This is a genomic window from Albimonas pacifica (genome assembly GCF_900113695.1).
Classification (GTDB): domain Bacteria; phylum Pseudomonadota; class Alphaproteobacteria; order Rhodobacterales; family Rhodobacteraceae; genus Albimonas; species Albimonas pacifica.
In genome coordinates this window covers 150,309-164,567 of record NZ_FOQH01000009.1, presented here as the reverse complement: position 1 = coordinate 164,567, position 14,259 = coordinate 150,309, and the positions used below count along the sequence as shown (strand labels likewise).

The following is a 14,259-nucleotide window of genomic DNA, read 5'->3' as shown; positions in this document are numbered from 1 at the left end:
CGGGAGGACCGCATGGCCCGCATCACCCTCGACGACCTCGCCCATTCCTACCTGCCCGATCCGAAGCGGGACGAGGATTACGCCCTGCGCCCGCTGAACCTGGAGTGGGCGGACGGCGAGGCCTACGCGCTGCTCGGCCCCTCCGGCTGCGGGAAGTCGACGCTTCTGAACATCATCTCCGGCCTGCTGCGCCCCTCGCGCGGGCGGATCCTGTTCGACGGGCAGGACGTGACCGACGCGCCGACGGCCGAGCGCAACATCGCCCAGGTGTTCCAGTTCCCCGTGGTCTACGACACCATGACGGTGCGCGAGAACCTGGCCTTTCCCCTCAAGAACCGCGGCCGGGACCGGGCCTATGTCGCGAGCCGCGTCGCTGCCGTCGCCGAGATGATCGGGATGGAGGCCGAGCTCGACCGCCGCGCCCAGGGCCTGACCGCCGACGCCAAGCAGAAGATCAGTCTCGGCCGGGGGATGGTGCGCGAGGACGTCAACGCGCTGCTCTTCGACGAGCCGCTGACCGTCATCGACCCGCACATGAAATGGCGCCTGCGCACGCAGCTCAAGTCGCTGCACCACGAGTTCCGCCACACCATGATCTACGTCACCCACGACCAGACCGAGGCGCTGACCTTCGCCGACAAGGTGGTCGTCATGCACGCCGGCCAGGTGGTTCAGATCGGCACCCCGCAGGAGCTGTTCGAGCGGCCCGCCCACACCTTCGTGGGCTACTTCATAGGCTCTCCCGGCATGAACCTGATCCCCGCGCGGGTGGAGGGGGCGACCGCCCATCTCGACGGCGGCGCGACGCCGCTCGCGCGCGGCTACGGCGCGCCGTCGGGGCGGGTCGAGATCGGGGTGCGGCCGGAGTTCGCCCGCCTGTCGGCGACCGAGGGCCTGCCGGTGCGCATCGACCGGGTCGAGGACGTGGGCCGCCACCGCATCGTGCGCGCGACGCTCGAAGGGACCCCGATCAGCATCGTGATGCCCGAGGGGCCGCCCATCGGCGCCGACATGACCCGGGTCGTCTTCGACCCGGCCCACGTGAACGTCTATCGCGACGACTGGCGACTTGAGGGGGAGGCCGCCTGATGGAGAAGCCCGTCAACCATCGCGCCTGGTTCCTGGTGCTGCCGGTGCTGGCGCTGGTCGCCTTCTCGGCGGTGATCCCGCTGATGACGGTGGTCAACTACTCGGTCCAGGACACGTTCGGGAACAACCAGTTCTTCTGGGCGGGGCTGGAGTGGTTCTCCGACCTGCTCGACAGCGACCGGATGTGGCAGGCGCTGCAGCGCCAGGCGGTGTTCTCGCTGATCGTGCTCGCGATCGAGGTGCCGCTGGGGGTGATCGTGGCGCTGAACATGCCCAAGAAGGGGGTGTGGTCCTCGGTCTGCCTGGTGCTGATGAGCCTGCCGCTGCTGATCCCGTGGAACGTGGTCGGCACCATCTGGCAGATCTTCGGGCGCGTCGACATCGGCCTGCTGGGGGCGACGATGGAGAGCCTCGGGATCGAATACAACTACACCCAGGACATCGTCTCGGCCTGGACCACGGTCATCGTCATGGACGTGTGGCACTGGACCTCGCTGGTGGCGCTGCTGGCCTATGCCGGCCTGCGCTCGATCCCCGACGCCTACTACCAGGCGGCGCGCATCGACCAGGCGAGCCGCTGGAAGGTGTTCCGCTACATCGAGCTGCCGAAGATGCGCGGCGTGCTGATGATCGCGATCCTGCTGCGCTTCATGGACAGCTTCATGATCTACACCGAGCCCTTCGTCGTCACCGGCGGCGGCCCGGGCAACGCCACCACGTTCCTCTCGATCGACCTGGTGAAGATGGCGCTGGGGCAGTTCGACCTCGGGCCCGCGGCGGCGTTCTCGATCATGTACTTCCTGGTGATCCTGCTGATCTCCTGGGTGTTCTACACGGTGATGACCAACCTCGACAAAGCGGAGGGCCCGAAATGAACCGCTCCGCCGTCGTGATGGTGCTGTATCTCCTGTTCCTGCTGCTGCCGATCTACTGGCTCTTCAACATGAGCCTGAAGACGAACACGGAGATCCTCAACACCCTGTCGCTGTGGCCGCAGGCGCCGACGCTGCGCAACTACGAGGTGATCCTGACGGACCCCTCGTGGTACATGGGCTACGTCAACTCCCTGATCTACGTGGTGATGAACACGGTGATCTCGGTGGCGGTGGCGCTGCCCGCCGCCTACGCCTTCAGCCGCTACAGCTTCATGGGCGACAAGCACCTGTTCTTCTGGCTGCTGACCAACCGCATGGCGCCGCCCGCGGTCTTCGCCCTGCCGTTCTTCCAGCTGTATTCCTCGGTCGGCCTCTTCGACACCCACATCGCCGTGGCGCTGGCGCACTGCCTGTTCAACGTGCCGCTGGCGGTCTGGATCCTGGAGGGCTTCATGCGCGGCGTGCCCCGCGAGATCGACGAGACCGCCTATATCGACGGCTACTCCTTCCCGCGCTTCTTCGTGCGCATCTTCATGCCGCTGATCGCCTCGGGCATCGGGGTCGCCGCCTTCTTCTGCTTCATGTTCTCCTGGGTCGAGCTGCTGCTCTCGCGCACGCTGACCTCGGTCGACGCGAAGCCGATCGCGGCGACGATGACGCGGACCGTCTCGGCCTCGGGCATGGACTGGGGCGTGCTGGCGGCGGCGGGGATGCTGACCATCGTGCCGGGCGCGCTCGTGATCTGGTTCGTGCGCAACTACATCGCCAAGGGCTTCGCCCTCGGCCGGGTTTGAAGGAGGCTCGCCCATGGAATGGATGGCCTGGACCTGGCCCACGGCGGCCTTCTTCGCGGTGATCGCGATCCTGCTGATCGTCTTCTCGATCCTCGCGATCCGCTGGCCCGAGACGCCCCGCACCGGCGTGCTGCGCATCGAGACGACGCGCGGCGATCGCCTCTTCATCACGCTGCTGGGGTCGGCCTTCATCAACCTCGCCTGGCTGGGGCTCTCCGACGCCTCGCAATGGTGGGGGCTGGCGCTGTCGCTCGTCTGGGCGGCGGCGGTGTTCCGCTGGGTCTGACAGGGACCCGGCCTGCGATGCGCGAGGGCCCCCGCGGCCCCGCGCCAGAGAGAAAGCTCGTCAGGGAGGACATCATGAGCTTTATGTTGAGAACCACCACGGCGCTGGGCCTCGCCCTCGCCGCGGGACCGGCCTTCGCGGACATGGACGCCGCGCGCGCCTTCCTCGACGCCGAGATCGGGGACATGTCCACGCTGTCCCGCGCCGAGCAGGAAGCGGAGATGCAGTGGTTCGTGGACGCCGCCCAGCCCTTCCAGGGCATGGAGATCAAGGTGGTGTCGGAGACGATCACCACCCATGAGTACGAGTCCAAGGTCCTCGCCCCCGCCTTCTCGGCGATCACCGGCATCCAGGTCACCCACGACCTGATCGGCGAGGGCGACGTGGTCGAGAAGCTGCAGACGCAGATGCAGTCGGGCGAGAACATCTACGACGCCTACGTCAACGACTCGGACCTGATCGGCACCCACTGGCGCTACCAGCAGGTGCGCAACCTCACCGACTGGATGGCGGGCGAGGGCGCGGACGTGACCTCGCCGACGCTGGACCTCGAGGACTTCATCGGGACCCAGTTCACCACGGCGCCGGACGGCAAGCTCTACCAGCTGCCCGACCAGCAGTTCGCGAACCTCTACTGGTTCCGCTACGACTGGTTCAACGACGAGAAGAACCGCGCCGACTTCAAGGAGAAATACGGCTACGACCTCGGCGTGCCGGTGAACTGGTCCGCCTACGAGGACATCGCCGAGTTCTTCACCGGCCGCGACCTGAGCCACCTGGGCGTGACCGGCGAAGTCTACGGCAACATGGACTACGGCAAGAAGGACCCGTCGCTGGGCTGGCGCTACACCGACGCGTGGCTGTCGATGGCCGGCGTGGGGTCCAAGGGCGAGCCGAACGGCCTGCCGGTGGACGAGTGGGGCATCCGGGTCGACGAGAACTCGCGTCCCGTGGGCTCCTGCGTCGCGCGCGGCGGCGCCACCAACGGGCCGGCCGCGGTCTATGCGGTCGAGAAGGCCATCGAGTGGCTGCAGAAGTACTCGCCCCCCGCGGCCGCAGGCATGACCTTCTCCGAGGCCGGGCCGATCCCGGGGCAGGGCGCCATCGCCCAGCAGATGTTCTGGTACACCGCCTTCACCGCCGACGCGGTCAAGCCCGACCTGCCGGTGATGAACGAGGACGGCACGCCCAAGTGGCGCATGGCCCCCTCGCCCCACGGCGTCTACTGGGAGGAGGGGACCAAGATCGGCTACCAGGACGTGGGCTCGTGGACGCTGATGAAGTCGACCCCGGTCGACCGGGCGCAGGCGGCCTGGCTCTACGCCCAGTTCGTCACCTCCAAGACCGTGGACGTGAAGAAGGCCGACGTGGGCCTGACCTTCATCCGCGAGTCGACCATCAACTCGGACCACTTCTCCGAGCGGGCGGACAAGCTGGGCGGCCTGGTGGAGTTCTACCGCTCGCCTGCGCGCGTCGCCTGGTCGCCGACCGGCACCAACGTGCCCGACTATCCCAAGCTGGCGCAGCTGTGGTGGCAGAACATCGGCGACGCGATGTCGGGGGCGAAGACCGCGCAGGAGGCGCTCGACGCCCTCTGCGAAGCCCAGGAGAGCGTGATGGCCCGCCTCGAGCGCGCCGGCGTGCAGGGCGACATCGGTCCCAAGCTCAACGAGGAGAAGGACCCCCAGTGGTGGCTCGACCAGCCCGGCTCGCCCAAGGCGAAGCTGGAGAACGAGGACGAGGAGCCCAAGACCATCGCCTATGACGAGCTGATCAAGTCCTGGTCGAACTGACCCCCTCCGGCCGCCTTCGGGCGGCCGGGCCCGCGCCCGCCGGCCGCCTGCGCGCGGCCGGATGCGACCCTTCGCGCGGCGCGTCCCCCGGGCGCGCCGCGCATCTTTTGCGCCCCTGCCCATCGCCCGCGGAGCCCCTGCCATGACCCGGCCGCCCTTCGGTTTCGCCGGCCCCGCCGAGATCGTCTTCGGCCGGGGCCGCGCCGCCGCCGAGGCCGCCCCCCGCATCGCGGCCTTCGGCGCCCGGGTGCTGCTGGTCCGCGGCGGCTCGCCCGCCCGCGCCGGCTGGCTGCGCGACGCCCTGCGTGCCGAGGGCTGCGAGGTCGAGGAGATCGCGGGGCAGGGCGAGCCGACGCTCGCCGCGGTGACCGCCGCGGCCGAGGCCGCGCGGCGCGCGCAGGTGGTCGTGTCGCTGGGCGGCGGCGCGGTCATCGACCTCGGCAAGGCCGCCGCGGCGCTGGCGACCGCCGACGGCCCGCCGCTGCGCTACCTCGAGGTGGTCGGCGAAGGCCGCCCGCTGCCCGCCGCCCCCCTCCCCTTCGTCGCCATCCCCACCACCGCCGGCGCCGGCGCCGAGGCGACCCGCAACGCCGTCGTCGAGGTGCCCGAGCACCGCCGCAAGGTCTCGCTGCGCGACGCACGGATGCTGCCGCGGCTGGCGCTGGTCGACCCGGCGCTCGCCGACGGCTGCCCGTGGGGGGTGACGCTCGCCTCCGGCCTCGACGCGGTCACCCAGGTGATCGAGCCTTGGATCTGCTCCCGCGCCACCCCCTTCACCGACGCGCTGTGCGAGCCGGCGATTCCGCGGGGTCTCGCCGCCCTGATGCGGCTCGCGCAGGGGGAGGATCCGGGCGCGCGGGACGAGATGGCCTGGGTCGCCCTCTGCGGGGGGCTGGCGCTGGCCAACGCGGGGCTGGGGGTGGTGCACGGGCTTGCGGGCGTGCTCGGCGGCATGACCGGCGCGCCGCACGGGGCGATCTGCGGGCGGCTGCTGCCCCACGGCCTCGCGCTGAACGCGGCCCGGACGGGGGGAGAGCCCGCCCGCCGCATCGCCCGGGTCCGCGGCTGGATCGCCGGGGCGCTGGACGTGGCCCCCGAGAAGGCCTTCGCCGCCCTCGACGCCTGGAGCACGGCGCAGGGCCTGCCGGGCCTCTCGTCCATGGGCCTCGCGCCCGGGGAGCGGCGCGCGGCGGCCGAGGCGGCCGCGGCCTCTTCCTCGATGAAGGCCAACCCGGCCGCGCTGACGTCGGCGGAGCTGGAGGGGATGCTCGCCGCCGCCGCCTGAACGCGCCGGCGGCCGCGCCCCGGGTCCGCAAGACGCCTGAGCAGGGCTCCGGGCCCGCGCACGCCGCGCCTTGCGCCGCGGCCCAGGGGCGCGGGCGCCGAATGCGGCGCGGCGCGTCGGGATCGGGCGAGCGGGCCCCGTCGTTCGCGTCGCATCCTGCGGCTTTCGGTTGGGGGGCCCTGGACGATGACGAGTCGGCGGCGGCGGGCGGCAGGCCCGCGCGGTCCGGTCGCGGCCGGTCCGGCGGATCGCGATGGCTGACGCGCACGATACGGTCCTGCGGATGTACGAGGGCGCGATCCGCGCGCTCGACACCAAGGCGCAGATCTTCCTGGCGGTGCTGACCATCACCGTCTCGCCGCTGGCCGCGCGCCTGTCGGAGGCGCATCTGCCGTTCTGGACCCGGGCGCTGCAGGCGGGGTTCTTCTGCGCGGCGACGCTGCTGTTCATCCTGTGCCTGCTGCCCCGCTCGGGCCCGCGGGGCAGCGGCATGCTCTTCGACGCCGCCCGCAGCCCGGCCGAGGTGGCGGCGCATGTGGCGGCCCCGGACTTCGCGGTGGACTACGCCGCCTCGGTCGGGGTGCTGCACGGCATCTACCTCGCCAAGCGCCGGCGGATGCGCGCGGGCGTGGTGCTGGTGGGGATCTACGTCACGGCGCTGAGCGCCGCGCTCGTCCTGCCATGAGCGCCGCGTCCCGTCGCGCGTCCCGGCGCGGCCTGCTCCTGGCGCTGGCGCTGCTGGCGGCGGGCGGCCCTGTCGCGGCGGCCGACGGGCCCGTGCCGCGGGCCGGGGCCGCGAGCGGCTCGGTCGTGGCGCGCCAGTCGGGGGAGACCATCCGCTTCGTCGCCGAGGCCGCCTTCGACCCGCTGGTGCTGGGCCAGGACCTGCTGGCCGGCGACGTGCTGCGCACCGGGCCTGCGGGGCTGGTCTCGATCCTCTTCGCCGACCGCACGGTGATGCGCCTGCATCGCGACAGCGAGCTGGTGGTGAACGCGGTCACGCCCGAGGGCGCCGACCTGACCCTCCAGCGCGGAGCGATCTGGGCGCGCAGCCGCCGCGGCCAGGGGGGGACCGCGCTGCGCACCCCCACCGCCGCGGCGGCCGTGCGCGGCACCGACTGGGCGGTCGAGGTGGCGGCCGACGGGACCACGCGGCTTTCGGTCTACGACGGGTCGGTGGCGCTCTCGAACGCGCTGGGCTCGGTCACCGCGGGGCAGGGGGAGCAGGCGCTGGCGGCGCCGGGGCGGGCGCCGGTGAAGCTGCTGGTGGCGCCGCGGCGCGAGCAGGCGCAGATGCTCTACACCCTTTCCCCCGACGCGGCCTACGAGCCGCTGCTGGACGCGGCCGCGGCGCTGGCCGGTCCCGGCGGCGACCCGGCCGCGCGGGCGCGCTTCGCCGCCGCGGTCGAGGCGCTGGACGCAGGCCGGCCCGAGGCGGCGGCGCAGGGCTTCGAGGCCGCCGCCCCCGGGCTCGACCCCGAGGGGCGGGCCGCGGCGGCCTGGCTCGCGGCCTTCGCGCGCGCCGCGGCGGGCGGGGGCTTCGCGGCCCCGCCCCCCTCGGGCGCCGCGATCGACGTCACGGGGCGCGGCGTGGCGCTGGCCTTCGCGGGCGAGCTCGAGGCCGCGCAGGAGGTGCTGTCGCGCGGGGCGACGGCCGCCGACCTCGCCGCCGCGCTGCAGGTGGCGGTGCTGCGCGACGACCGGGCGGGGGCCGAGGCGCTCTCGGCCCGGCTGGCGGCGGAGCATCCGGGCGCCCTGCCGGCGCTGGAGGCGGAGGCGATGCGCCTCTCCGACCTCGAGGGCGACCACCGCGCGGCGGAGGCGCGCCTGCTGGAGGCGCTGGCCCTCGACCCGGGACGCGAGTCGCTGTGGAACGCGCTCGGCCTCGCGCGCTATGCGCTCGACGACCTGGTGGGGGCGGAGGCGGCCTGGCGCGAGGCCGTGGCCCTCGCCCCCGGGCGGCCGGAGGCGCGCGCCAACCTCGCGATCCTGCTGATGGACGAGGAGCGGGCGGCCGAGGCGCGGGCGGAGGCGGAGGCGCTGCTGCGCGACGACCCGGGCGGCTACCTGGGCCTGCGGGCGCTGGGCCGGGTCGAGATCCAGGAGGGCGCGCCCCAGGCCCGCGACACGCTGCTGCGCGCGCTCGCGGCCCAGCCGGCGGCGGCCGAGACCTCGCTGATGCTGGCCATCGCCGCCTGGCAGTCGGGCGACCTGCGCCGGGCGGAGCAGGAGCTCGACGCCGCCCGAAGGCTCGACCCCAACGATCCGCTGGCCGCCGAGATCGGCGCGGTCATCGCGCTCGACCGGGCCGAGGCGGACGCGGCGATCGTGCAGGCGCGCGAGGCGCTGCGCCTGCAGCGCAGCCAGGGCGGGCAGGCCTGGCGGCTCGCCGCCGACCGGCGCGGGGGCTCGCGGCTGGCGGAGGCGTTCTCCTTCATCGGGCTCGACGACTGGGCGCGCGACGTGGGCGACGCGGCGCACGATCCGCTGTCCGCCGACAGCCTCTTCGCCGACAGCGTGGCGCGGCGGATCTCGGTCGGGCGCGGGGGGATCGACGCCTCGGGCGGGGACGCGGGCGCGGTGCAGGGCCTGCAGATCGAGCCGCTGGCGGCGAGCTCCCGCCTGCGCACAACCGACCTTCTGCGCCGCCCGTTCCTGGACCTGGAGGCCTCGGCGGTCGCGGGCTTCGACGACGTGGACGCCCGCGGCGGGCGGATGCGGCTCGAGGCCTTCGACCGCAGCTGGACGCCGCTGGCGCTCTCGGCCGGACTGGGGGGGATCGAGATCGACGGGCCGGGGCGGACCTCCGCCTCGCCCCGCGACGCGGACCTGCTGCTGGGGGCCGCGCCGACGTCGCGGCTGGGGGCCTTCGGCCTGCTGTCCTGGGCCGAGGACGGGCCGCGTGACGACGAGCCGGTGGGCGGCCTGCCCGCCTCCGACGCCGAGCGACGCCGCGACGTCTCGGTGGGGCTCGGCGGCTCCCTGCGGCTGGAGGGGCGCTCGTTCCTGACCGCCTTCGCCACCTATGCGCGCCAGGAGAGCGACTCGGCGGCCCTGCGCCTGCTGGCCCGGCCCACGCCCTCGCTGTTGGAGGCGCAGGCCTCGCGCCGGGCGGAGTCCTGGTTCGCGGGCCTCGGCTGGCGGGCGGCGGACGCGCGCGGGGAATGGACGGCGGGGCTCGAGGCGCAGGGCGCCCGTTCGCGCACGACCGGCGCGCTGGGGCTGCTGGACCTCGGGACCGGCGGGCTGGTGGTGACGCCGGAGCGCAGCCGCGACTCCTCCACCCTCGGCCAGCTTTTCGTCGACCGCCGCCAGCGCCTGACCCCGGAGCTGGAGGCGCAGGCGGGCCTCGGCCTCGGCGTCCGGGACGAGGGCGGGGGGGAGCCCTGGGCGGCGCCGCGCGCCGGTCTCGCCTGGCGCCCGGCCGTGGGGGGGCGGTTCCGCGCGGCGATCCTGCGCGAGGCGGCGCCGGCCTCGGTCTCGCTGGCGCCGGCGACGGTGCTCGGCCTCGCGCCGCTGCGCCCGGGCTTCGACGCGGACGGGGAGCTGTGGGGCGGCATCGCGCGCTGGGACGCGGACCTGGGCGCGCGCCTGCATCTCGCGATCGAACACCAGAGCCTGCGGCTGGAGGGGCTGAGCTGGGACACCGGCGACATGCTGGTCGACTTCGGCGTCGCCCGCGCCACCCTGCACGCCACCGAGGCGACGGCGAACCTGTGGCTGGGGGGCGGCTTCGGGCTGTCGGCCGGGGTGGTGCATGCGAGAAGCCGCATCGACGAGGGGCCGGCGACGGGGCGCCGGCTGCCCGACGCGCCCGACTGGACGGCGCGGGCGGGGCTCGCCTGGGCGAACCCCGCGCAGCTTCGCGCCTCGCTCGAGGCGGTCTGGACCTCCGACGCCTGGGCGGGGCCGGGGCAGGGGCGGCTGGGGCCGGTGTGGACCCTGGACGCCGCCGCGAGCTGGGAGCCGTTCGAGAAGCGCCTGTCGCTGGCCGCGGAGCTGCGCAACCTGCTCGACGCAGAGCTGGAGCGGCCCTTCGGCCAGCGCCCGCTCGGCCGCTCGATCTGGCTGACCGCCGCGGTCCGGTTCTGAGATGGCCGCCCGCCCCGCCCGCCGCCCCTCCCGCAGGGCGTCCCACCGCGTGCCCCTGCGCGCGAGCCTCGCCGTCGCGGCGCTGGCGGGGGCGGCGGCGGCGGGCCTTTCGGCCTTCGGGGTCTTCGCGACGCTCGACCGGGCGGCCTACGACCAGGCGGCGACGCGGCTGCCCGCGCCCGAGGGCCCGGCGCCGGTGGTGATCGTGGCGATCGACGAACCCTCGTTCGAGGAGATCGGCCTGCCCTGGCCCTGGCCGCGCAGCCTGCACGCCCGGCTGATCGAGGCGCTGCGCGCCGCGGGCGCGGCGGCGGTCGCCGTCGACATCCTGTTCGCCGACGCCTCCGACCCCGCCGAGGACGCGGCGCTGGCCGCGGCGCTGGGCCCGGACGTGACGCTGGGCTGCGACGAGGCGCGGATCGAGACGCCCCAGGGCGTGCTGACCCAGCGGGTGACGCCGGCCCCGGTCCTCGCCGGGCGCGGGGCGCGCTGCGGCGACGTGGGGCTGCCGCTCGACCCCGACGGGGCGCTGCGCCGGCTGCCGGGGCGGGCGGACGCCTTCGCCGCGCAGGCGCTGCCGACGGGGGCGCCGACGCCGCCGCCGGGCGCGCTGATCGACATGTCGCGCCCGCCGGGCGGGCTGCCGCGGGTCTCGGTCTACCAGGCGCTCGACGCGGCGCGGATGCTGCCGCCGGAGCTGCTGGCCGGGCGCGTGGCGCTGGTCGGCTTCGACCTGCGCGCCGGGCCCGGAGGGGCCGAGGCCGGCCCCGACCGCTTCCGCAGCGCCTGGACCGCGCGGGGGGCGGGCCTCGCCTCGGGCGTCGAGATGCATGCGCGCGCCATCGAGACCCTGGCCCGCGGCCGCTGGACGGTCCCCGCCCCCGGCTGGGCCGCGCCGCTCGCGGCCGTCGCGGCCGCAGGGGCCGCGGTGGCGCTCGCCCGCCGCGCGCCGCCTCCCGCCGGCGCGGCGGCGGCGGCGGGCGTGGCGCTGGTCGCGGCGGCCGCCTGCGCGGGGGGGCTCGCGGCCGGGGTCTGGCTGCCGCCCGCGGCGCCGGCCTTCGCGGCGCTGGCCGGCGGGCTGGGCCACGCCGGGCTCGAGCACGCGGCCGAGCGGCTGGCGCGCCGGCGGATCCTGCGCGCGTTCGAGCGCTACCTCGCCCCCGAGATGGTCCGCCGCCTCGCCGACGACCCGCAGGCCCTGCGGCTGGGCGGCGAGCGGCGCACCACCACGCTGATGTTCTGCGACCTGCGCGGCTTCACCACCCTGACCGAGCGGATGAAGGACCGCCCCGAGGCGCTGACCGAGATCCTCAACCGCGCCCTGACCGAGATCGCGGACGCGGTGCTGGAAAGCGGCGGCATGGTCGACAAGTTCATCGGCGACTGCGTGATGGGCGTATGGAACGCCCCGCTCGACCTGCCCGACCACGCCGCCCGGGCGATCGCGGCGGCGCTGGACGCGGCCGGGCGGGTGGAGCGCCTGTCGGCGCGCATCGACGCCGAGGCCCGCGCCGCCGGCCGCCCGCCGGTCGGCCTCGCCTGCGGGATCGGGATCGAGAGCGGCGACTGCGTGGTAGGCAACATGGGCTCCGACCGGCGTTTCGACTACACGGCGCTGGGCGACGCGGTGAACCTCGCCGCCCGGCTGGAGGGGCTGACCAAGCGCTACGGCGCGACGATCCTGGTGGGAGAGGGCGCGGCGGCGCTTGCGCCCGACGGGCCGGGGCTGATCGAGCTCGACCTGATCGCGGTGAAGGGCCGCGCCGCGCCGACCCGCATCCACGCGCCCGCCGCGCTGTGGCCCGCGGCCGGGGCGGCGGAGGTGCAGGCCGCGGCGCTGCGCTTCTACCGTGGGCGCGACTGGTCCGCCGCGGTCGAGGCCTGGACCCGCCTCGCCGCGCAGGAGCCCGCCGCCGCCGTCTACGCCGCCGCGATGATCCGCCAGGCCCAGGCCTTCCGCGCCGCCCCGCCGCCGCCCGACTGGGACGGCTCGGTCGCCGCCGACAGCAAGTAGCGCCGTCGCCCCGGGCGGAGGGCCGCAGGCCGGAAACGGCGCGCGCGCCTTGCAAAAGCCCGCCGCATCCCCGAGCCTTGCGCCAGGCCGGTCTCCGACGGTCGCCGACGGTCCCGGCCGCCCCGGTCGGGGGCGCAGAGCCCGAGCCTTGCGGCGACGGAAGGTCCGCCTTCTCCCGCAGGGCGGGCGAACGCACTTGCGGCAAGCGCCGCGACGCGTCATTGCGTCGGCCCGGGTCGAACTCGCCCGCTATCCAGGAAGGTCGTCCCGATGCTCGCCGCACAGCTCGTCCCGTCTCCGCTCCTTTCCGCCCTCGCGCAGCGGGGCTACGAGGATCTCACCCCCGTGCAGGAGGCCGTGCTCGACCCCGAGGTCGCCGGGCGCGACGCGCTGGTCTCGGCGCGGACCGGCTCGGGCAAGACCGTCGCCTTCGGCCTGTCGATGGCCGCCGACCTGCTGCAGGGCGCCGAGCGGCTGGGCCCGGCGGAGGCGCCGCTGGCCCTCGTCGTGGCGCCCACGCGCGAGCTCGCCATGCAGGTGCGCCGGGAGTTGGAGTGGCTCTACGCCCCCGCCGGCGCCGTCTTCGCGTCGTGCATCGGCGGCATGGACCCGCGCGCCGAGCGTCGCGCGCTGGAGCGTGGCGCCCATATCGTCGTGGGCACCCCCGGCCGCCTGCGCGACCATATCGAGCGGCGCGCGCTGGACCTCGCCGACCTGCGCACCGCGGTGCTCGACGAGGCGGACGAGATGCTCGACCTCGGCTTTCGCGAGGATCTGGAGTTCATCCTCGCCGCCGCGCCCGAGGATCGCCGCACGCTGCTGTTCTCGGCCACCGTGCCCAAGGGGATCGCGGCGCTGGCCGAGCGTTTCCAGCGCGACGCCGCGCGCATCTCGACCGCCGCCGAGCGGCGCGCCCATGCCGACATCGACTATCGCGCCTACGCCGTGATCCCCGCCGACCGGGAGAACGCGGTCTACAACCTCCTGCGCTTCCACGACGCCGAGCGGGCGCTGGTGTTCTGCACCACCCGCGCGTCCGCGGCCCATCTCGCCGCGCGTTTCACCAACCGCGGCCTGCCGGTGGTGGCCCTGTCGGGGGAGCTGAGCCAGTCCGAGCGCAGCCACGCCCTGCAGGCGATGCGCGACGGGCGGGCGCGGATCTGCGTGGCCACCGACGTGGCCGCCCGCGGCATCGACCTGCCGGGGCTGGACCTGGTGATCCACGCCGACCTGCCCACCAACTCCGAGACGCTGGTCCACCGCAGCGGCCGCACCGGTCGTGCCGGGCGCAAGGGCCTGTGCGCGCTGATCGTGCCGGTGAAGGCGCGCCGCAAGGCCGAGCGGCTGCTGGCCGGCGCCGGCGTCGAGACCACCTGGGCCTCGCCCCCGGGCCCGGCCGAGATCCAGGCCCGCGACGACGCCAGCATCCTCGAGGACCCGGGTCTCGCCGAGGCGGTGGCGCAGGATGAGCAGGCGATGGTCGCGGCGCTGCTGGAGCGTCACGGCCCCGAGCGCGTGGCCGCCGCCTTCCTGCGTCGCCTGCGCGCCGGCATGGCCGCGCCGGAAGAGCTGACCGACCCCGGCGAGGAGACCCGCCGCCCCGCGCGCGAGGCCTTCGGCGCCAGCGTCTGGTTCGAGCTTTCGGTCGGGCGCAAGCAGCGCGCGGAACCCCGCTGGCTGCTGCCGATGATCCTGTCGGGCGGCGACCTCGAGCGGCGCGACGTCGGCGCGATCCGCATCGGCGAGACCTCGACCCACGTGCAGATCGCCGCCGACCGGGCCGAGGCCTTCCTCGACGCGATTTCGCCCGGCCGGACGCTGGAGAAGGGCGTGCGCGTCGCCCCGTCCGACGGCCCGCCCCCGGGCTCCGAGCGCGGCGACGGCCCCGGCGGCCGCCCCCGCCGCTCCGGTCCCCCGTCGAGGCCCCATCGCAAGGGCCGCCCCGCCGGCCCCCGCGGCTGAGCCGACGCGCCGCGGCCCCGTCGTCAGGAGGGGGGGCGGGCCCCGGCGGGGCGCCGCGGGCGCCGCTCG

Annotated in this window: 10 protein-coding genes; all 10 read left to right on the top strand. The window is 75.1% G+C overall.

The features are described 5' to 3' along the window. Positions 1–12 precede the first annotated feature (12 nt). The 10 genes from BM064_RS19690 (at position 13) to BM064_RS19645 (ending at position 14,190) form a co-directional block, all read left to right on the top strand. A complete protein-coding gene (locus BM064_RS19690) occupies positions 13–1,089 on the top strand; it encodes an ABC transporter ATP-binding protein (RefSeq protein ID WP_092862574.1) in 1,077 nt (358 codons plus the stop codon). Continuing rightward, positions 1,089–1,964, top strand: coding sequence for a carbohydrate ABC transporter permease (locus BM064_RS19685; RefSeq protein WP_092862571.1), 876 nt, complete (start codon positions 1,089–1,091; stop codon positions 1,962–1,964). The genes BM064_RS19690 and BM064_RS19685 overlap by 1 nt, the downstream gene beginning before the upstream one ends. Continuing rightward, complete coding sequence (locus BM064_RS19680) at positions 1,961–2,758, top strand: carbohydrate ABC transporter permease (protein ID WP_092862568.1); 798 nt, start codon at positions 1,961–1,963, stop codon at positions 2,756–2,758. The genes BM064_RS19685 and BM064_RS19680 overlap by 4 nt, the downstream gene beginning before the upstream one ends. Positions 2,759–2,771: 13 nt before the next feature. Continuing rightward, positions 2,772–3,044, top strand: a complete 273-nt coding sequence (locus BM064_RS19675) for a DUF2160 domain-containing protein (protein ID WP_092862565.1) — start codon at positions 2,772–2,774, stop codon at positions 3,042–3,044. A gap of 74 nt (positions 3,045–3,118) precedes the next feature. Beyond that, positions 3,119–4,837: an ABC transporter substrate-binding protein gene (locus tag BM064_RS19670; RefSeq protein WP_092862562.1), complete on the top strand. Its 1,719-nt coding sequence runs from the start codon at positions 3,119–3,121 to the stop codon at positions 4,835–4,837. 142 nt (positions 4,838–4,979) lie between these two features. After that, positions 4,980–6,122, top strand: a complete 1,143-nt coding sequence (locus BM064_RS19665) for an iron-containing alcohol dehydrogenase (RefSeq protein ID WP_092862559.1) — start codon at positions 4,980–4,982, stop codon at positions 6,120–6,122. A gap of 253 nt (positions 6,123–6,375) precedes the next feature. Then, positions 6,376–6,807: a Pycsar system effector family protein gene (locus BM064_RS19660; protein ID WP_143103390.1), complete on the top strand. Its 432-nt coding sequence runs from the start codon at positions 6,376–6,378 to the stop codon at positions 6,805–6,807. After that, positions 6,804–10,214: a TonB-dependent receptor domain-containing protein gene (locus BM064_RS19655; protein WP_092862554.1), complete on the top strand. Its 3,411-nt coding sequence runs from the start codon at positions 6,804–6,806 to the stop codon at positions 10,212–10,214. The genes BM064_RS19660 and BM064_RS19655 overlap by 4 nt, the downstream gene beginning before the upstream one ends. 1 nt (position 10,215) lies before the next feature. Next, positions 10,216–12,228 carry an adenylate/guanylate cyclase domain-containing protein gene (locus BM064_RS19650; RefSeq protein ID WP_092862551.1) on the top strand — a complete coding sequence of 671 codons (2,013 nt, stop codon included), beginning with the start codon at positions 10,216–10,218 and terminating at the stop codon, positions 12,226–12,228. Between the two features lie 270 nt (positions 12,229–12,498). Continuing rightward, positions 12,499–14,190 (top strand): DEAD/DEAH box helicase, encoded by a 1,692-nt coding sequence (locus tag BM064_RS19645; protein ID WP_092862548.1) that lies wholly within the window; start codon positions 12,499–12,501, stop codon positions 14,188–14,190. Positions 14,191–14,259: the final 69 nt, after the last annotated feature.